We start from the raw sequence: 17,940 nt of genomic DNA on the forward strand, positions 1-17,940 counted from the left end.
GGGGGGGGTGTGGGCGGGCCGCCGGGTTCAGCGGGCTTCCGTGGCCCTGCGCAGAGCGTCCCGGTGCTCCCAGGTCCAGGGGGCGTCCCTGAGTTCCGGCGGGAGCCCCGCCAGACCGGCGGTGATGTGGTCCACGGCGTCGCCGTACCTGCCGAGCCCGAGGCTGGCCAGGCCCATGTTGAGGCGGTTGAACTCCGGCGTGAGCCAGTACGCCGTGTCCGGGGGAGGAAGGGCGGCCGCCTCGTCGGTCAGCCGCTCCGCGTTCTCGACCATGCGCAGGGCGTCGTCCGTCTCGCCCAGTTCGGCCAGGCCCGCCGCCGCCTGGAGCATGTCCCCGAGGCGCTGGGCGGGGTGTGCGCCCGGCGTGAAGGCGGCGGCCGAGTACCAGCGGGCCACGCCACGGGGCCGCCCCTGTCGCCGGGCCAGGTAGCCCCGGAAGTTGAGCGCCTGTGCGGCCAGCGTGCCGTTGCCGGTCTCGTCGGCCAGCTCCACCGCCTGGCCGAGGAGCCGTGCCGCCTCCTGGTCCTGCCGGTTCTGGGCCAGGAGCCAGCCGCCGAACTGGACGAACTCGGAGGCGACCTCCGCCAGCCGGTCGCGGTGCGGTCCCCTGGCGCCCTTCAGCAGCCGGACGACCTCCCGCGCCTGGGCGAGCGTCGCCGGGATGACGGTTCGGGGTGTCACCGTGTCGTCCAGCCGCCGGTAGGCGGCCAGCACGCCGGCCAGCGCCTCCACGGCGCCCGGGTCCAGTCGTGACGGGTGCGTGGCCGCGCGAGACAAGCGTGCCTGGCCGTCGTCGTCCGGCAGGATGCCCGCCAAGGCGCCGTCCGCCTCCAACAGGCCGTCCAGGGCGCGCGCCAGCGCGGCGGACGGACGCTGCCGCCCGTTGAGCACTCGGGAGAGGTAGGCGGGGTCGTAGTTGGCCGCGCGAGCGGCGGCCCTGAGGGAGAAGCCCTTGTCGCGCAGGGCTCTGCGCGCCACGTCGGCGAACTCATCACGCATCGTGAACCTCGCGGCGTTGACCGTTGACATCCACTGTAGGTCAACGACGGTCAACTCCCGGGTGAGCGGCGGTATCCCGGAGGCTCGTCCCATGGCGAACGAGCAGTACCGTGCCCCGCAGCCACCGACCCGCCTGCTGTCCCTGCGCGTCTCACGGGACGGCGGCCGGTCGTGGGGACCGGTGCGCAGCATCACGAGCGACGAGGTCCTCGCCCCACTGGCCACCGGCGTGTGGCCGCCCTGCCGGTGTCCCAGGTGCCGCAGTCGGGGCGGCGACGGATGACCCGCGTCCGGGAAGGTTCGGCGGCCGTGCCGGGCCGATCCCCGCCCCGCCTCCTACTTGCGGTTGTACAGCCGCATCGTCACCGCGCCGAAGACCGTCACGAGCACCGCCGACCAGCCCAGGGTCCAGGCGATGTCCGCCAGGGGCCGGGCGCCCGCCATGAGCTCCCGTACCGAGGAGGCCAGGTGGGTCACGGGGTTGTTGTTCACGAACGCCTGGAGCCAGCCCGGCATGGTGCGCGGGTCGACGAAGACGTTGCTGAGGAACGTCAGCGGGAAGATCACCATCATGCTGACGCCCATCACGGACTTCTCGCTGCGCAGCAGCAGCCCGAACATCGTCCAGATCCACGAGAACGCGAACGAGAAGACCATGAGCAGCGCCACGCCCGCGAGGACCCCGGCCGGTCCGCCGTGGGGCCGGTAGCCGATGACCAGCCCGACGGAGAGCATGACGGCCGAGGCGATCAGGTAGCGGACCACGTCGCCCAGGAGGTAGCCGACCATCGGGGCGGGGCGCCAGATGGGCAGGGTGCGGAAGCGGTCGAAGACGCCCTTGTCGATGTCGGTGTTGACGGCGATGCCCGTGTACATAGTGATCATCACGACGCTCATCGTCAGGATGCCGGGCAGCAGGAACTGGACGTACTGCGCGACCGACCCGGCGAGCGCGCCGCCGAAGAGGTACGTGTACATCAGCACCATCATGATCGGGAAGGCCGTCACGTCGAAGAGCTGCTCGGGCACGTGCTTGATCTTCAGCATCGCCCGCCAGCCGAAGGTGAGGGACGCCGACAGGGCGGACGGGCGCGGCGGCCGCCGGTCCGCGCCGGTGACCAGCAGGGCGGCCAGGTCGGCGGGGCGCGGTGCGGCGGACGACGCGCCGCCGGTCCGCCGCTTCTGCGACGTGGTCGTGCTCATGTCGACCCCTCCTTGCCCGTCAGCGCCAGGAACACCTCGTCCAGGCTCGGCTGGCCCAGCGCGAAGTCGTCCACGGTGACGCCCGCCCGCGCCAGTTCGGCGAGCGCCCGCGCCGCCTGCTCGGCCGCGCCCAGCTCGCTGCGCCCGCCGTCGACCGTCGCGGTCAGCGCCACCGGGTCCGGGTCGAGTTGCACGCTCGTGCCGAGCGCCGCCCCCAGGACCCGTACCGCCTCGTCGCGCTGCTCGGCGTCCCGCAGCCGCACGTGGACGGAGCCGGCGCCGACGGACGCCTTCAGCTCGCCCTTGGTGCCCTCCGCGATGACCCGGCCCCGGTCGATGACCGCGATGCGGGAGGCCAACTGGTCGACCTCGTCCAGGTACTGGGTGGTGAGCAGCACGGTGGTCCCCTGGGCGACGACGGCCCGCACGATGTCCCACACCTGGTTGCGGGAGCGGGGGTCGAGGCCGGTCGTCGGCTCGTCGAGGAAGAGCAGGTCGGGGGTGTTGAGGATGGAGGCGGCGATGTCGATGCGGCGCCGCATCCCGCCCGAGTAGTGCTTCACCTGCCGTGCGGCCGCGTCCGCGAGGCCGAACGCCTCCAGCAGCTGCGCGGACCGCTCGCGGGCGGCGGCCCGGCCGTGGCCGAGGAGCCGGCCGAGGAGCACGAGGTTCTCCGTGCCGGTCAGGTCCTCGTCGACGGAGGCGTACTGGCCGGTGAGGCTGACCCGGCCGCGGACGGCGTCGGCGTCGCGGACCACGTCCCGGCCGAAGACGCGGGCCTCGCCGCCGTCGGGGCGCAGCAGGGTGGCGAGGACCTTCACGACGGTCGTCTTGCCGGCGCCGTTCGGTCCGAGCACCCCGTAGACCGTGCCGGCGGACACGCGCAGGTCGACGCCGTCAACGGCGCGGGTGGAGCCGAACGCCTTGACCAGGCCGTGCGTCTCGACCGCGAGGCCGGAGGCCTCCGCGCCGTGGCCGGCCCCGGCCCCGGTCCCCGTGCCGGTGCCGTGGCCCGTGCCGTGGTCCGTGCCGGTGCCGTGGTCCGTGCCGGTGCCGTGGTCCGTGCCGTGGCCCTGGTTCGTGCCGCGGCCGGTGTCGGCGGGCTGCGGGGTCATGGCGGTGTCCTCACGGCGGGGTCCTCACGGCGGTCCTCCGAGGGGTGCGGCGGCGCGGCGGCGCGGGGGCGCGCTGCCCGGCGCCGGGTCGGCGGCTCGGGCGGTCCTCCCCCAGTCTCCGGCCGTCACCCGCGCGGCGCCATCCGGCGCGGTACGGGCGTACGGGCGGGCCTCGCCACCCGCCCCCGACCGGCCGTCACCGGCCGTGGCCGGAACGGCGGGCTGCGTTACCGTGACCGGAGGCGTCCGCGCGGACGGGTGCGCGGCCGATCCGCGGGGTCACGGGGTCACTCATGGGTGTAGAAGACGTAGAACGCCGCGCAGAAGAACGCCGCGCCGACGATCAGGCCCAGGACGGCGCTCGCGAGGAGCGAGCCGCCCGAGACGCTGTACAGGAAGCCGATGGCGGTGCCGCCCAGCGCCCCGTACGCCAGGCCGCGCGCTTCCCGGGGCAGTCTGCGCTGCACGCGGGCGAGGCCGAGGCACAGCGCGCCGAACACCACCGCGGCGGCGAGCGCGAACAGCACGTCGCCCCAGTCGGTCGGGCCGTCGCCGCGGTGGAGGAAGCCCGCGTACAGGCCGTAGACGACGGCGAGGGCGGCGGGCAGGGCCCGGCGCAGGGGGTGGCGGTCCGCCGCACCGCCCGGGGGGCGGGTCCGTGAACGGCGGTGGCGTGCGGGTGCCGCGTGTGCGCCCATGGCCGGGCTCCTTCCGACGGGTGTCCCGACGGGTCCTGCGGCGGGCGGGCCGGTGGACCCGTTTCCCAGGGCACACCCCGGCGGGGGAACCGGCAAGTGGATCAGGGCGTCGGTGGCCCGGCCGGATCGCCGCGGCGCTGCTCGTCGCGCCCACCGCGGCCTGCGCCGCCCGGCTGCTGGACGCCGACGCCGTCACACCCGTGCCGCAGCTGCTGTCGCTGCTGCCGTGGCTGGCCGCCCCGGCGTTCGCCGCCCTGCTGCTCGCCCCCGCGGCGCGGGGCCGCGCCCGGCCGGTCCTGGTGGCGTGGGCGGTGGCGGCCGTCGCCGCCTCGGTGTGGTCGGCGCTGCCCTACGGGCCCGCCGCGACCGGCGCGCGCGGGCCGGCCGCCGCGGTGGTGCGGGTGCTGACGGCGAACGTCGAGTACGGCGGCGCGGTGCCCGCCCTCGTCGACGCGGCCCGGCGGGAGCGGCCCGATCTGCTCTTCGTCCAGGAGTGCGACCCGGCCTGCGCGGACGCGCTCGCCGCCGCGCTGGGCGGCCGGCTGCCGCACCGGGCGGGGGCGGCCCGGGAGGATGCCGCCGGGTCGGTGGTGCTCAGCGCGTTCCCGCTGGCGGCGCCGGTCGCCCTGCCGGGTACGGCCCTGGAGATGCCGGGGGCGACCGCCCGGATCGGCGGGACGGCGGTACGGCTCCGGCTCGCGCACCCGCTGCCGCCCGTGCCGGGCCTGGTCGGCCGGTGGCGGCGGGAGCTGGGGCTGCTGCGGGACGACGCGGCGGCGCGGCGGGGGGCGCCCGCCGTCGTGGCGGGCGACTTCAACGCGGCGCAGGACCACGCGGCGTTCCGGGCCGTCCTGCGGGCGGGCGGGCTGCACGACGCGGCCCGGCTCGCGGGCCGGGCGCGTACGCCGTCGTGGCCGGCGGACCTGCCCGTGCCGGCCTGGACGCAGATCGACCACGTGCTGGTCAGCGGCGACTTCTCGGTGCGCGACGCCCGCTTCCTGGACCTGCCGGGGAGCGACCACCGGGCCCTGGTGGTGGACGCCGTGCTGCACCGCGGCGGATGAGCCGCGCGTGCCCGCGCGCCACGGCACTACCGCGGCCCGGGGAACGGGGTGGAGCCGCGGGTTCCAGGCGGGGGTCTACGATGCGGCTGTCCCTGCGCCATATCCCCTGCCAGTCAAGGACGTTCGGCATGCGCAACACTTCCGGCAGAGGGCTTCGACCCAATGTGCTCGGCACGTTCGACACCGTCGTCATGGCGGTGGCGGGCAGTGCCCCCGCCTACTCGCTGGCCGCCACGACCGCCGTGCTCGTCGCCGCCGTCGGGTTCGCCGCGCCCGCCGCCCTGCTGTACTGCGCGCTGCCCATGCTGGGCATCGTGCTGGCCTTCGGGCGGCTCGGCCGGCTCGACGTGAACGCGGGCGCCGCGTACTCGTGGGTCGGGCGGGCGCTCCACCCCTTCCTCGGCTTCCTGTGCGGCTGGGCGCTGGTGGTCTCCACGACGCTGTTCATGGTGGCGGGTTCGCTGCCCGCCGGCGCGCTGACGCTGTCGCTGGTCGACCCGGCGCTGGCCGACGACACCTGGCTGGCGACGGCCGTGGGCGCCGGCTGGTTCCTGGTGATGCTGCTGGTCGTCCTCGGCGGGGCCCGGCTGACCGTACGGGCCCAGATGGCCATCACCGGGGTCGAGCTGCTGATCCTGCTGCTGTTCGTCCTGGGGGCGGTGGTGCGCGGGGGCGCGGCCGCCGCGTTCGACTGGTCGTGGTTCGGTTTCGGTCACTTCGAGGGGGTGTCCGGCTTCGCGGCGGGCGCGCTGATCGCCGCCTTCTCGTACTGGGGCTGGGACGTCACCAGCAACCTCAGCGAGGAGACCCGCGACAGCCGGCGGACGGCCGGGTTCGCCGCGCTCGTCGGGGTCGGGGTGGTGTTCCTGCTCTTCGAGGCGTTCACCATCGCCGTGAACGTGGTCCTGACCGCGGAGGAGATCGGCGCGGGCGGCGGCGCCGACACGATCTCCCTGCTCGGGGACGCGATCTGGCCCGGCGTCGGCGGGAAGCTGCTCGTCGTGGCGGTGATCCTGTCGACGGTGGCGACGCTGGAGACGACGCTGATCCAGGTCTCGCGGACGCTGTTCGCGATGGGCCGGGACCGTACCGTGCCGGCCGCGTTCGGCACGGTGCACCGCCGCTGGAACACGCCGTGGGTGGCGATCGCCGTCGTCGGGGCCGTCGCGCTGGCGCTGTTCGTCGCGGCGAACGCGCTCGGCTCGGTCGGCGACATCCTCTCCGGCGCCGTCAGCGCGATGGGGTTGCAGATCGCGTTCTACTACGGCCTGGCCGGCCTCGCCGCCGTCGTCGCGTACCGCAGGCTGCTGCTGTCGTCGGTGCGGGAGTTCCTGCTGGGCGGGGTGTGGCCGCTGCTGGGCTCGGCGTTCATGCTGTGGATCTTCTTCGAGTCGCTGGCGGAGCTGTCCGGGGCGTCCGTCGTGATCGGGCTCGGCGGTCTCGCGGCAGGTCTCATTCCGATGACCTGGTACTGGCGGCGGGGCAGTTCGTACTACCGTCCGGCGAAGCTGGACGCGGTACGGACGCTCGCCGGGGAGGAAGGACGGTACCCGGACGTGCCGCGGCAGCACCGGCCGGACGCCGACGAGCCGTTGGCGACCGACTTCTGACCACGACCGAACACGCGAGGACCACGCGACCGGGGGGAGAAGGCATGGCCGCACGCCACCGCGCCACCGGAGGGGAGCGCCCGGACAGGACCGTCCGCGGCGGGCACGCCCGGCACGGACGCACCGGGAGACGGGGCGGGTTGCTCGGCCGCGCGGCGCGCGCCGCGCGCGACGGGCGGTTCGTCCCCGACCTCGACCCGTACTTCGGCGACGCCGCCCTCGGCGAGGTGCGGCACGACCTCGTCATCGGCCGCTGGCAGGGCCTGCGCGACCTGCTGCGGGAGACCGGTGACGACTGGCCGCTGCGCACCCACCGCGTCCGCCTCCTCGCCCACGCCGCGGCCGGCACGTCGGCGGTCGAGGGGTGGTGGGCGGCCGAGCCGGACAACCCGGACGCGGCGGTCCTGCGGGCCGCGACCGGGGTGGTGCGGGTCTTCGACGCGGCCATCGCGGCGGGGCGCGGCACCCCGGTGGACCGGGCGCGGGTGGACGCGGCCGTCCACGCCTGCCTGGCCGCGGCGGACGCCCGCCCCGTCGACCCGATGCCGTGGGTGTCGCTGCTGACGGTGGCCCGGCTGTACGAGGGCGGTGTCGGCCGGGCGGAGCTGCGCCGCTGGTGGGACGAGCTGCGCCGGCGCGACCCGCACAACACCGAGGGCCATGTGCAGCTGCTGCGCTACTGGTCGGCCCGGTGGCACGGCACGCACGGCTCGATGTACGACTTCGCGCGGGACGCGGCGGGCGCGGCGCCGCCCGGCTGCCCGCTGCCGGTGCTGGTGCAGATCGCCCGCGTCGAGGAGTACCGGTACGTCGTCGACGGGGAGCTGGGGCGGGGCCGCCGGCCGGGCTCGGTGCGCGGCTTCGACCAGCACTGGAAGCACGAGCTGGCGGTGACCGAGGTGCGCCGCACCTGGGAGCGGTGGATCGGCGACCGGGCGCCGGGCCCGGTCCGCCCCGAGGAGGTGGAACTCCTCAACTACCTCACCCACGCCGCCTGTCACGCGGGCCGCCTGGAGGTGGCCGACGAGCTGTTCCGGCTGCTGGGGTCGCGGGCTTCGCGGGTCCCGTGGTCGTACACGGGCGACCCGGCGGAGCAGTTCACGAGGTGGCGCGCACAGGTCCGCGCCACCCCGTGACGCCCCGGGGCCGGCGCCCGGCCCGCATGCGGGCGGGTGCCGGGCGCCCGGCCCGGGGCCCGGCCCCGCCGCTCCCGCGCCCGCGGCCGGGGGTCGCGGGCGCGGCGCCCCGGTGGGCCGGGCGCGGGAGCGGCGGGGGTCAGACGCCGATGGGGCGGCCGTCCTCGCGGTACACCACGACGACCGAAGGGCGGACGATCCGGCCCGGCCCGTCGGGCCAGGTGGAGGCGGGCTTCTCGACGCTCGCGCCGTCGACCTCGCCCGGGTGCTGGACCGCGACGAGCACGCGGCGGTTCTGGATGATCGGGCCGCACGTCTCGGCGCCGGTCGGCACGGTCAGGAACTGCTTCAGCTCGCCGCGCCGGTCGCCGTGGGTGGCGACGCCGAACAGGCCGTCGTGGGAGCCGAGGGCGTTGCCGTCGGTGGAGATCCACAGGTTGCCGTGCGGGTCGAAGGCGACGTTGTCCGGGCAGGAGATCGGCGACACCCGGTCCTTGGGGTAGCCCGCGAAGTACGTGGCGGGGTCGTCCGGGTCGCCCGCGACGAGGAACAGGCGCCACGCGAAGCCGTCGGAGGCCGGGTCGTCCCAGTGCTCGGCGAGTTCCAGGATCTGGCCGTGCTTGTTGAGATTGCGCGGGTTCGCCTCGTCCGCGCCGGGCTGGCCGGGCTTGCCGCGGTTGGAGTTGTTGGTGAGGGCCACGTAGACGCGGCCGGTGCGCGGGGACGGCTCGACGTCCTCGGGGCGGTCCATCTTCGTCGCGCCGACCTTGTCGCCGGCGAGGCGGGTGAAGACGTACACCTCCTCGGCGGTCATGCCCGGCACGTGCGAGACGTTCCCGGTGGCGAGGGGGATCCACTGGCCGCTGCCGTCGAACTCGCCGTCGTTCGGGAGCCTGCCGGTGCCGTCGACGTCCTGCGGGCTGTCGCCGGTCAGCTTGGCGACGTAGAGGGTGCCCTCGTCGAGGAGGGTGAGGTTGTGCTCGCGGGCCCGGCGGGAGCCGCCCTTCATCATCCGCTTCGACGAGACGAACTTGTAGAAGTAGTCGAACCGCTCGTCGTCGCCCATGTAGACGACCGGCCGGCCGTCGGCGGTCAGGCGCGGCTGGGCGGCCTCGTGCTTGAAGCGGCCGAGCGCGGTCCGCTTGCGCGGCGTGGAGTCCGGGTCGTACGGGTCGAGTTCGACGACCCAGCCGAAGCGGTGCGACTCGTTCGGCTCCTGCCGGGCGTCGAAGCGCTTGTCGAACCGCTCCCACTTGCGCTCGGTGGCGCCGGAGCCGAGGCCGTACCGCTTGTCGGTGGCGGAGGAGGCGTTGGCGAAGTACTGGTTGAAGTTCTCCTCGCCGTGCAGGGTCGTGCCCCACGGGGTGGTGCCGCCCGCGCAGTTGTTGAGGGTGCCCAGCACCCTGCGGCCCGTCGGGTCGGCGGAGGTGCGCAGCAGCGGGCTGCCGGCGGCGGGGCCCGTCAGCTCGAAGACGCTGGTGGCGGTGAGGCGGCGGTTGAGCGGGTGCCGCCGGACCGGGGTGAGCCGGCCGTTGCGGTGCTCCTCCTGCACGACGACGACGGACAGGCCGTGCGCCGCCCAGGCGATCTCGACCTGCTCGCGCGTCGGGTTCTGCGGGTCGTACCCGCGGAACATCAGCACCTCGTCGGTGTACTCGTGGTTCGCGACGAGCACCTGGCGGCCCGGCTCGCCGCGCAGCGGCAGCAGCGACAGGAAGTCGTTGTTGTACCCGAACTGGCCGGCCTGCGCCCGCGCGGTCTGCCGCTCCGGGTCGAAGGCCGGCGCGCCGCGCAGGATCGGTTCTCCCCAGCGGATGACGACCTCGTGCGTGTACCCGTTGGGGACGGTCACCTTGTCGGCCGTGTTGGGCGCGACGGGCGCGAAGCGCAGGCCGCGCGCGCCGAGCGCCCTGCCGGCGGCCGCGGAACCGGGCGCGGCGGCGGGCGCCGTGCCGGGCGCGGCGTGCGCCTGGGGGGCGCCCGCGCCGAGCACGGCGCCGCCCGCGGCGGTCGCCACGGTCACCGTCGCGGCGGCGCGCATCATCGAACGGCGCGAGAGGGCCCGGGCCATGACGTCGCCGGCGTACTCGTTGTCGCTGGTGTTCGGCACCTCGTGGAAGCAGGCGTCACCGCAGCGGTAGCGGCAGGTCAGGGCGGACCGCCCGCCGGCGTGCGGGGTGGTGGTGAGCAACGGCAGCAGCTTGCGCACGGTGTTCCTCCTTCGGCGCGCACCGCGCCGACGTGCTGTCGGGATGTCGTTCGCCGCGACGTTAGACACGCCCCCGTGCAGGGCGGAGGCGTCGGAATGAACGGGCGATGAATGCGGGGCGTCAGGGGCGGGGTTGACGGCCGGGGAGGACTCCGTTCCGCGCCACTCCGGGCGGCTAACCTTACGTGTCCGCCCTGGCCAGGGATGATTCCTATGGAACCCCAGCAGTACGGACATATACGGCACCCAATATGCGAAAGGCCATGGCCCATGGGCATTCGGAGCTTGCTGCGCAAGGTGTTCGGACGCGACCGCGCGGAGCGTGACGAGTCGACGACCACTCCCTCCGTCCCGCCCCAGGCGGAACGCACGGTGCCCCAGGACGAGCCGGCGGCGATGGCGACCGTGCCGTCCCCGGCGGCGCCGTCCCCCGCGGAGCGCGCGGAGGACGCGCCCTCCCCGGAGCAGACCGCCGCGGCGCTCGTCGCGGCGTCCTTCGACACCCCGGCACCCCGGCAGGCCACGGTGCCGGCGGCCCGTGCGGAGTCCGCGGACGGCGGGCGGGCCGACGCCGCGGAGGTCGCGGAGGAGGCCGCCGCGCAGGAAGCCGACGCCCGGCAGGGCGGCGCACCGGAAGACGGCGAGGACGCCCCGAAGGGCGGCGCGCCCGCCGCCGAGGAGGCCGCCGAGGACACCGCCGTACGGGACACCGACGCCCGGAGCAGCGCACCCACCGGCGGCGAGGACGCCCCGAAGAACGACGCCCCCGCCGCCGAAGAGGCCACCCAGAGCCCGGCCGCAGCCGACGCAGCCGACGCAGGCCAGGAGGGTTCCGCGCCGCAAGCCGACGCACCGGGCGACGCCCCCGCCGGCGGCAAGGACGCCCCGAAGGGCGGCGCGCCCGCCGCCGAAGAGGCCGCCGACGACACCGCCGTACAGGACACCGACACCCGGAGCAGCGCACCCACCGGCGGCAAGGACGCCCCGAAGAACGACGCCCCCGCCGCCGAAGAGACCGCCGACGACACCGCCGTACAGGACACCGACACCCGGAGCAGCGCACCCACCGGCGGCAAGGACGCCCCGAAGAACGACGCCCCCGCCGCCGAAGAGGCCGCCGACGACACCGCCGTACGGGACGCCGACGCCCGGCAGGGTGGCGTGCCCGGTGGTGAAGGCGCTCCGCAGGGGGGCGGGGACGGCGGGAAGCCCGCCGTGTCGCTCGCACGTGTGAAGGCGCGGGCGCCGGAAGGGGTCGTCGAGGCGTACAAGGCCGCCGGAGCCGTGCTGCGCAAGCGGGGCCTCGCCGGGGCGCGGGCGACCGTGTACCTGGTGCTCGACCGGTCCGGGTCGATGCGCCCGTACTACAAGGACGGCAGCGCCCAGCGCCTCGCCGAGCAGGCGCTCGCGCTCGCCGCGCACCTCGACGAGGCGGCGACCGTGCCGGTGGTGTTCTTCTCCACCGAGGTCGACGGCACCGGCGAGATCGGCCTGGACGCCGTCGAGGGCCGCGTCGAGGAGCTGCACGGCGCGCTCGGCCGCATGGGCCGCACCAACTACGACCGGGCCATCAAGGAGGTCGTCGACCACCACGCGCGGTCCGGCGGCGACCGGCCCGCGCTGGTGCTGTTCCAGACCGACGGCGCCCCCGAGTCGAAGACCGCCGCGACGCAGGCGCTCGCCGACGCGGCGGCCACCGGGCGGCCGGTGTTCTGGCAGTTCGTGGCGTTCGGCGACGAGGACGGCAAGGCGTTCGACTACCTGCGTAAGCTCGACGTCGACAACGCCGCGTTCTTCCACGCGGGGCCCGACCCCCGCGAGGTCCCGCACGCCCGCTTCTACCGCGAGGCCCTGGCCGCCTGGTCGGTCTGACGCGGCTCCGCCAGGGCGGGGGCCAGGTCCACGGTGACGACCAGGCCCCCGCCCGGCCCGCCGGGCTCGGCGCGTACCGTGCCGCCGTGCGCCTCCGCGACGGACCGCACGATGGACAGGCCGAGCCCCGCCCCGTCGCCCGTCCGGTCGCGGCCGCTCCCGCGCCGGAACGGCTCGAACAGGTGCGGGACCTCCCACGCCGGTACGACGGGCCCGGTGTTCGCGACCGTCAGCACGCCGTGCTCGGCGCGGACGCCGACACCGCCCCCGGGCACGTTGTACGCGACCGCGTTGGCGAGCAGGTTCCCCACGAGCCGGCCGAGGAGCGGCCGGTTGCCGCGCACCGTCCCGGCGCGGGCGACGGCGGCCGCGTCGACGGGGACGCCGTGCCGGGCGCACTCCTCCGCGACGACCCCCGCCAGGTCGACATCCTCCCGCCGGTCGAGGCCGCGTTCGCCGCGTGCCAGGAGCAGCAGCCCGTCGATGAGCCGTTCGCTGCGCCGGTTGCCGTCGAGGAGGATCCGCTTGAGGGCGGCCAGTTGCTCCCCGGCCAGCGGTTCGTCCTCGTCCAGGCCGACCTGGATGGCGGTGCGCTGCGTCGCCAGCGGGGTGCGCAGTTCGTGCGAGGCGTTGGCGATGAACCGGCGCTGGCTGTCGAACGCCTTCTCCAGCCGGGCGAGCAGCGCGTCGATGGTGTCGCCCAGCTCCTTCAGCTCGTCGTCCGGGCCGCGCACCGCGATCCGGTCGCCGAGGGTGCGCGCCGAAAGCCGCCGCGCGCGGGCGGTCATCACGTGGACGGGCCGCAGCACCCGCCCGGCCGTCCACCAGCCGACGAACACGGCGCACACCGTCATGAGGAGCAGCGCGAAACAGGACCAGACCAGCACCTGCTCGGACGCCGCCCGGGTCAGCTCGTCGGTGACGTCGGCGTACGCGAAGTGCGGGCGCAGCTCCGGCGGCGCGTCCGGCGGGAGCGCCACGACGCGTGCCGCGATCTCCTCCGCCTCGCCGCGCGTCCCGGCGCGCGCGAGGAGGTTGACGACGGTGAGGAGGGCGGCGCCCAGCACGAGGAACACCGCCCCGTAGACGAGGGCGATGCGGGTGCGGATCGTGGACCCGCTGCCGATGCCCGCCCCGGAGGCCGACCGGCCGGCGGCGCCCCCGGCCGCGCCCGGCGCCCCCGGCCCCGACCCCGGCCCCGGCCCCGGCCCCGACTCCATCGCCGGCCCCGGCTTCGATCCCGGCTTGGATCCCGGCTTGGATCCCGGCCCCGTCCCCCTCGCCGTCCCGCTCACAGCGCGTACCCCACTCCCTGCACGGTCCTGATCAGCGGGGGCGCGCCGAGCTTCCCCCGCAGCTTGCTCATGCACACCCGCACCGCCCCGGTGAAGGGGTCGGTGTGGGCGTCCCAGGCGCGTTCCAGCAGCTCCTCGGCGGAGACGGTCGCGCCCTGCGCCTCCAGCAGGACCTGGAGGACGGTGAACTCCTTCGGTGACAGGCCCAGGTCCCGTCCGTCGCGCTCGGCGGTCCTGCGGACGGTGTCCATCCGCACGCCGTGGCGGACCAGCACCGGCGGCACCGGCGGGCGGGCGGTGCGCCGCCGCAGGGCCCGTACGCGGGACACCAGCTCGGGGAAGTCGAACGGCTTGCCCAGGTAGTCGTCGGCGCCCAGGTCGAGGCCGGCCACCCGGTCCTCGGGGTCGGCCGCCGCGGTGAGCATGAGGATGCGGGTGCGGGCGCCGCCCGCGACGAGCCGCCGGGCGACCTCGTCGCCGTGGACGTGCGGCAGGTCGCGGTCGAGGACGACGACGTCGTAGTCGTACAGGTCCAGGTGGTCCAGGGCGGCGTCGCCGGCGTGGACGGTGTCGACGGCGAACCCGGCCCGCCGCAGCCCCGTGGCGACGAGCTCCGCGAGGACCCGCTCGTCCTCCGCCACCAGTACGCGCACCGCGCCCTCCCCCCGTCCCGGACCCGGCCCCGCGGGCCCTGCCCACCGGCCTCCGCGCCGGCCCCGTCCACCGGCCTGTCCACCGGTCTGTCCACCGGTCTGTCTACCGGCCCCCATGTTTCCGGAACGTCTCCGCGCCCCCTCCCGGCGGGGGCGGCGAGGGAGCGGATTCGAAAGGTGAGGGGTGCTTCGGGCGCCCGTTAGGATTTCGACCATGGCGGCCACTGGATCCGAGAAGCAGGGGGCGAAGGCGTTCTACGTCACGACCCCCATCTACTACGTCAACGACGCTCCTCACCTGGGCCACGCCTACACGACCGTCGCAGGCGACGTGCTCACGCGCTGGCACCGTCAGCGCGGCGAGAAGGTGTGGTACCTCACCGGCACGGACGAGCACGGTCAGAAGATCATGCGCACGGCCGACGCGAACGGGGTCACCCCGCAGGAGTGGTGCGACAAGCTCGTCGAGGAGGCGTGGAAGCCCCTCTGGGAGCACCTGGACATCGCGAACGACGACTTCATCCGCACCACGGAGAAGCGGCACACGGACCGCGTCCAGGAGTTCGTGCAGGACCTGTACGACAAGGGCGAGATCTACAAGGGCGGCTACGAGGGCCCGTACTGCGTGGGCTGCGAGGAGTACAAGCTCCCCGGCGACCTGATCGACGGCGAGCAGGGCGCGAAGCTCTGCCCCGTCCACAAGAAGCCGGTGGAGATCCTCAAGGAGGAGAACTACTTCTTCAAGCTGAGCGAGTACGGCCCGAAGCTGCTGGAGTTCTACGAGGCGAACCCGGACTTCATCCAGCCCGAGTCGGCCCGCAACGAGGTCGTGAACTTCGTGAAGCAGGGCCTCCAGGACCTGTCGATCTCCCGGTCGACGTTCGACTGGGGCATCCCGATCCCGTGGGACGAGAAGCACGTCATCTACGTGTGGGTCGACGCGCTGCTGAACTACGCGACGGCCGTCGGCTACGGCGCCAACCAGGAGAAGTTCGACGGGACGTTCCCCGCGAACGTGCACCTGGTCGGCAAGGACATCCTCCGCTTCCACGCGGTGATCTGGCCGGCGATGCTGATGGCGCAGGGCCTGCCCGTCCCGGGCCGGGTCGCCGCCAACGGCTGGCTGATGGTCGGCGGCGAGAAGATGTCGAAGTCCAACCTGACCGGCATCAAGCCGCAGGACCTGACCTCGCACTTCGGCGTGGACGCCTACCGCTGGTACTTCCTGCGGGCCATCGCCTTCGGCAGCGACGGCTCGTTCTCGTGGGAGGACTTCACCGCCCGGTACACCTCCGAGCTGGCCAACGACTACGGCAACCTCGCCTCGCGCCTCGCCGCGATGGTCGGCAAGTACTTCGACGGCGCCCTGCCGGAGGCCACGGCCGCCGGCGACGCCGAGCAGGCCGTCCGGGACGGGCTGGAGAAGGCCGTCGCCGAGGCGGACCGGAAGATCGGCGAGGAGCTGGACTTCCAGGGCGGCATCCTGGCGGTCTTCGACTTCGTGAAGCAGGTCAACGGCTACATCACGGAGCAGGAGCCGTGGAAGGTCGCGAAGGACGACTCCGCGGAGGGCCGGGCCCGCCTCGCCACGATCCTGTACACGGCCGCCGAGGCGCTGCGCGCCGTGGCCGTCCTGCTGAACCCGGTCATGCCGGACACCTCGCAGAAGCTGTGGGAGTCCCTGGGCGCCGAGCCCGCGCTGGGCGCCCTCGCGGACCAGCGGGTGCGGTCCGCCGCCACGTGGGGCCTGCTCCCCGCGGGCGCGACGGTGACGAAGGGCGCGGTGCTGTTCCCGCGCCTGGAGGAGCCGAAGAAGACGGCCTGACGCCGCCGGCCCGACCGCGACGCCCTTCGAGGACCGCCGCCCCCGTGCGGGGCGGCGGTCTTCGGCGTCACCGGCTCGCCAGGGGGCTTCGGCCACCCCTGCCGCACCCGCCCCGCCCGGCCTCACCCCGCCACCGAACGGGCGTTCCCCCGAGCCACTACGCTGTGCGGGCCCGCCACACCGTGCCGAGGAGCCCCCGTGACCGCCGCCCCCGCCGACCTCGGCGCCCGCCCGGCCGGCCCGGCCCGCCGCGCCTGGCTGACCGACCTGCCCGTCCTGCTCGTCGCGGTGGCGTGGGGCACCAGCTACCTCACCGCCAAGGGCATCACCACCGCGCAGACCGTGCTCGGGGTGCTGGTGCTGCGGTTCGCCGTGGTGCTGCCCGCGCTCGTCGTCGCCGGGTGGCGGGGGCTGCGGTCGCTCACCGCCGCCCAGGTGCGGGGCGCGGCGCTGCTGGGGTCGGTCCTGGCGGGGATCTTCCTGCTGGAGACGTACGGGCTCGTGCACACCTCGGCGACCAACGCCGGGCTCATCATCAGCCTGACCATGATCCTCACGCCGATCGCCGAGAGCCGGGTCCGGGGCACCCGGCTGCCGGGGGCGTTCACGGCGGCGGCCGGCCTGTCGGTGCTCGGTGTGGTGCTGCTGACGCAGGGCGCCGGGTTCAGCGCCCCGTCCGGCGGCGACCTGCTGGTGCTGGCGGCGGCCGTGGCCCGTACGGTCCACGTGCTGGCCATGGCGCGCCTGCGGTCGGTGCGGGGCGCGGACTCCCTGTCGCTGACGACCGTCCAGCTGGGCGCGGCGACGCTGGTGTTCGCGGCGCTGACGCCGGTCGCCGGGGCGGACGGCGCGCCGTGGGCGGTGGCCGCGGGCTTCGGCGCCGCCCAGTGGCTGGGGCTGCTGTACCTGTCGGTGTGCTGCACGCTCTTCGCGTTCTTCGTGCAGATGTGGGCGGTGCGGCGCACCTCCCCGTCGCGCGTGAGCCTCCTGCTGGGCACCGAGCCGGTGTGGGCCGCCGTGGCGGGCATCGCCCTGGCGGGTGACCGGCCGGGGTGGCCGGGCCTGGTGGGCGTGGCGCTGGTCCTGTGCGGTACGGCGTGGGGCCGTACCGCCGCCGACCGCGCCTCGGCCCCGCCCGAGCCCCTGCCCGTACCCGCCCCCGAGCCCGTGCCCGTGCCCGTGCCCGAGCCCGCTGACGGGTCCGAGCCCGCGCCCGTCAGCGGCCGAGGCTGAGGACGTCGCCCATCACCACCACCGGCTTCTTCTCCGGGTCGAGCCAGCGCAGCAGTTCCCGCATGCGGTCGCGTTCGAGGGAGACGCAGCCCTGCGTCGGGCCGTCGTGGTCCACGTGGATCCAGATGCCGCCGCCCCGCTCGTCGCCCCAGGGGCGGGTCCAGTCCAGCGGGGTGACGCCGGGGCGCCGGTTGTAGTTGATGGCGACGACGTAGTCGAACGACCCCTCCAGCGGTTCGCCGAGGGACCCGTTGCCGGTGACCGTGAACCCCTCGCCCTGCTCGTACGGGAGCTTCGCGCCCGGGTCGTCCAGGAGGCCGCCCGCGTCCGTGAGGCCGTACACCCCGATCGGGGAGCGCAGGTCGCCCTGGAGGTGGTGGTCGGTCCACCCCTTCGCGGCGTTGTGCGCGGGCCACGGGTCGGACACGGCCGTCCAGCCGGTGACGGGGTCGTGCTCGTAGAGGGTCGCGGTGGAGGTGCTGGCGTCGCGGTCGTCGCCCCGCACCACGACGGCCTGCCGGCTGTCCTTCGGGATGCGGGCCCGGGTCGCCGGGCCGAGACCGGGGATGACGGGCAGGGTGGCGGGCGCCGGCGGCCCGGGCGCCGCCTTCACCGAGGCGCCCTCCTGCCCGGCGCCGGCCGCCGACCGCCGCCCGTCGCCGCCGCCCGTGCCCGGGGCGGTACCGGCCGGGGCGGTGCCGGCCGAGGCGGGCGCGGCGCCCGCAGGGGTGGGGGCGGCGCCGGCCGCCGACCGCTGCCGGTCGCCGCCGCCCGGGGCCGGGTCGGCGGCGGCGGTGCAGCCGGCCAGTGGCAGGAGCGGGAACAGCAGCGTCGCGGCCAGGACGAGGCGGGAGCGTCGCGGGACGGGCATGTCGGGCCTTTCGGTGGTGCTCGGGACGGAGGTCGCGTCGGCGGGGACGCCGCCGCACCGACTGGACGCGCCGGAGGACGCCACAGCCAGTCTCGGCGCCGTCGCGCCGTCCGGCGCGTCACCCGCCGTCATCCGGAGGACCGCCTCGTCCCCCGCG

The 17,940-nt window shown here is 75.3% G+C and carries 14 protein-coding genes; 6 read left to right on the forward strand and 8 right to left on the reverse strand.

Annotation, left to right across the window (positions count from 1 at the left end):
• Positions 1 to 27: 27 nt before the first annotated feature.
• From LPA54_RS10100 to LPA54_RS10115, 4 genes are all read right to left on the reverse strand, one after another.
• Complete coding sequence (locus tag LPA54_RS10100; protein WP_228976008.1) at positions 28 to 999, reverse strand: helix-turn-helix transcriptional regulator; 972 nt, start codon at positions 997 to 999, stop codon at positions 28 to 30.
• Positions 1,000 to 1,335: 336 nt separating this feature from the next.
• The gene (locus tag LPA54_RS10105) at positions 1,336 to 2,202 is read right to left on the reverse strand and encodes an ABC transporter permease (protein WP_228976010.1); all 867 of its coding nucleotides are present in this window, start codon (positions 2,200 to 2,202) and stop codon (positions 1,336 to 1,338) included.
• Positions 2,199 to 3,317 carry an ATP-binding cassette domain-containing protein gene (locus LPA54_RS10110; protein WP_228976011.1) on the reverse strand — a complete coding sequence of 373 codons (1,119 nt, stop codon included), beginning with the start codon at positions 3,315 to 3,317 and terminating at the stop codon, positions 2,199 to 2,201. The genes LPA54_RS10105 and LPA54_RS10110 overlap by 4 nt, the downstream gene beginning before the upstream one ends.
• Positions 3,318 to 3,604: 287 nt before the next feature.
• Entirely contained in the window at positions 3,605 to 4,015 is a 411-nt protein-coding gene (locus LPA54_RS10115) for a hypothetical protein (RefSeq protein ID WP_228976013.1), read from the reverse strand.
• A 20-nt stretch (positions 4,016 to 4,035) separates the two neighbouring features.
• Here LPA54_RS10115 and LPA54_RS10120 point away from each other — a divergent pair, with 20 nt between their 5' ends.
• From LPA54_RS10120 to LPA54_RS10130, 3 genes are all read left to right on the forward strand, one after another.
• Positions 4,036 to 5,079, forward strand: a complete 1,044-nt coding sequence (locus tag LPA54_RS10120; protein ID WP_228976015.1) for an endonuclease/exonuclease/phosphatase family protein — start codon at positions 4,036 to 4,038, stop codon at positions 5,077 to 5,079.
• Positions 5,080 to 5,207: 128 nt separating this feature from the next.
• A complete protein-coding gene (locus LPA54_RS10125; RefSeq protein ID WP_228976017.1) occupies positions 5,208 to 6,689 on the forward strand; it encodes an APC family permease in 1,482 nt (493 codons plus the stop codon).
• 44 nt (positions 6,690 to 6,733) lie between these two features.
• Positions 6,734 to 7,825 (forward strand): hypothetical protein, encoded by a 1,092-nt coding sequence (locus LPA54_RS10130; RefSeq protein WP_228976019.1) that lies wholly within the window; start codon positions 6,734 to 6,736, stop codon positions 7,823 to 7,825.
• A gap of 139 nt (positions 7,826 to 7,964) precedes the next feature.
• On the opposite strand, the gene LPA54_RS10135 is transcribed toward LPA54_RS10130, so the two are convergent.
• Positions 7,965 to 10,034, reverse strand: a complete 2,070-nt coding sequence (locus tag LPA54_RS10135; RefSeq protein WP_228976022.1) for a PhoX family phosphatase — start codon at positions 10,032 to 10,034, stop codon at positions 7,965 to 7,967.
• A 270-nt stretch (positions 10,035 to 10,304) separates the two neighbouring features.
• Here LPA54_RS10135 and LPA54_RS10140 point away from each other — a divergent pair, with 270 nt between their 5' ends.
• Complete coding sequence (locus LPA54_RS10140) at positions 10,305 to 11,906, forward strand: VWA domain-containing protein (protein WP_228976024.1); 1,602 nt, start codon at positions 10,305 to 10,307, stop codon at positions 11,904 to 11,906.
• Here LPA54_RS10140 and LPA54_RS10145 read toward each other — a convergent pair.
• A complete protein-coding gene (locus LPA54_RS10145; protein WP_228976025.1) occupies positions 11,873 to 13,126 on the reverse strand; it encodes a cell wall metabolism sensor histidine kinase WalK in 1,254 nt (417 codons plus the stop codon). The genes LPA54_RS10140 and LPA54_RS10145 overlap by 34 nt on opposite strands.
• Before the next feature lie 71 nt (positions 13,127 to 13,197).
• On the reverse strand, positions 13,198 to 13,854 hold the full coding sequence (locus LPA54_RS10150; protein ID WP_228976028.1) for a response regulator transcription factor: 657 nt from the start codon (positions 13,852 to 13,854) through the stop codon (positions 13,198 to 13,200).
• 214 nt (positions 13,855 to 14,068) lie between these two features.
• On the opposite strand from LPA54_RS10150, the gene metG reads away from it, so the two are divergent.
• Complete coding sequence (gene metG / locus LPA54_RS10155) at positions 14,069 to 15,679, forward strand: methionine--tRNA ligase (RefSeq protein WP_228976030.1); 1,611 nt, start codon at positions 14,069 to 14,071, stop codon at positions 15,677 to 15,679.
• Between the two features lie 198 nt (positions 15,680 to 15,877).
• On the forward strand, positions 15,878 to 16,912 hold the full coding sequence (locus LPA54_RS10160; RefSeq protein ID WP_228976032.1) for a DMT family transporter: 1,035 nt from the start codon (positions 15,878 to 15,880) through the stop codon (positions 16,910 to 16,912).
• Here LPA54_RS10160 and LPA54_RS10165 read toward each other — a convergent pair.
• Positions 16,896 to 17,783 carry a L,D-transpeptidase family protein gene (locus LPA54_RS10165; protein WP_228976034.1) on the reverse strand — a complete coding sequence of 296 codons (888 nt, stop codon included), beginning with the start codon at positions 17,781 to 17,783 and terminating at the stop codon, positions 16,896 to 16,898. The two genes, LPA54_RS10160 and LPA54_RS10165, sit on opposite strands and share 17 nt — an antisense overlap.
• Positions 17,784 to 17,940 lie beyond the last annotated feature (157 nt).

Origin of the sequence: Streptomyces sp. DH12, assembly GCF_020873895.1 — a bacterium.
GTDB lineage: Bacteria > Actinomycetota > Actinomycetes > Streptomycetales > Streptomycetaceae > Streptomyces.

Excerpts from the sequence above, each read along its gene's own strand:
- LPA54_RS10100 (WP_228976008.1), bottom strand. The coding sequence starts at position 999 with ATGCGTGATGAGTTCGCCGACGTGGCGCGCAGAGCCCTGCGCGACAAG.
- LPA54_RS10105 (WP_228976010.1), bottom strand. The coding sequence starts at position 2,202 with ATGAGCACGACCACGTCGCAGAAGCGGCGGACCGGCGGCGCGTCGTCC.
- LPA54_RS10110 (WP_228976011.1), bottom strand. The coding sequence starts at position 3,317 with ATGACCCCGCAGCCCGCCGACACCGGCCGCGGCACGAACCAGGGCCAC.
- LPA54_RS10115 (WP_228976013.1), bottom strand. The coding sequence starts at position 4,015 with ATGGGCGCACACGCGGCACCCGCACGCCACCGCCGTTCACGGACCCGC.
- LPA54_RS10125 (WP_228976017.1), top strand. The coding sequence starts at position 5,208 with ATGCGCAACACTTCCGGCAGAGGGCTTCGACCCAATGTGCTCGGCACG.
- LPA54_RS10130 (WP_228976019.1), top strand. The coding sequence starts at position 6,734 with ATGGCCGCACGCCACCGCGCCACCGGAGGGGAGCGCCCGGACAGGACC.
- LPA54_RS10140 (WP_228976024.1), top strand. The coding sequence starts at position 10,305 with ATGGGCATTCGGAGCTTGCTGCGCAAGGTGTTCGGACGCGACCGCGCG.
- LPA54_RS10145 (WP_228976025.1), bottom strand. The coding sequence starts at position 13,126 with ATGGAGTCGGGGCCGGGGCCGGGGCCGGGGTCGGGGCCGGGGGCGCCG.
- metG (WP_228976030.1), top strand. The coding sequence starts at position 14,069 with ATGGCGGCCACTGGATCCGAGAAGCAGGGGGCGAAGGCGTTCTACGTC.
- LPA54_RS10165 (WP_228976034.1), bottom strand. The coding sequence starts at position 17,783 with ATGCCCGTCCCGCGACGCTCCCGCCTCGTCCTGGCCGCGACGCTGCTG.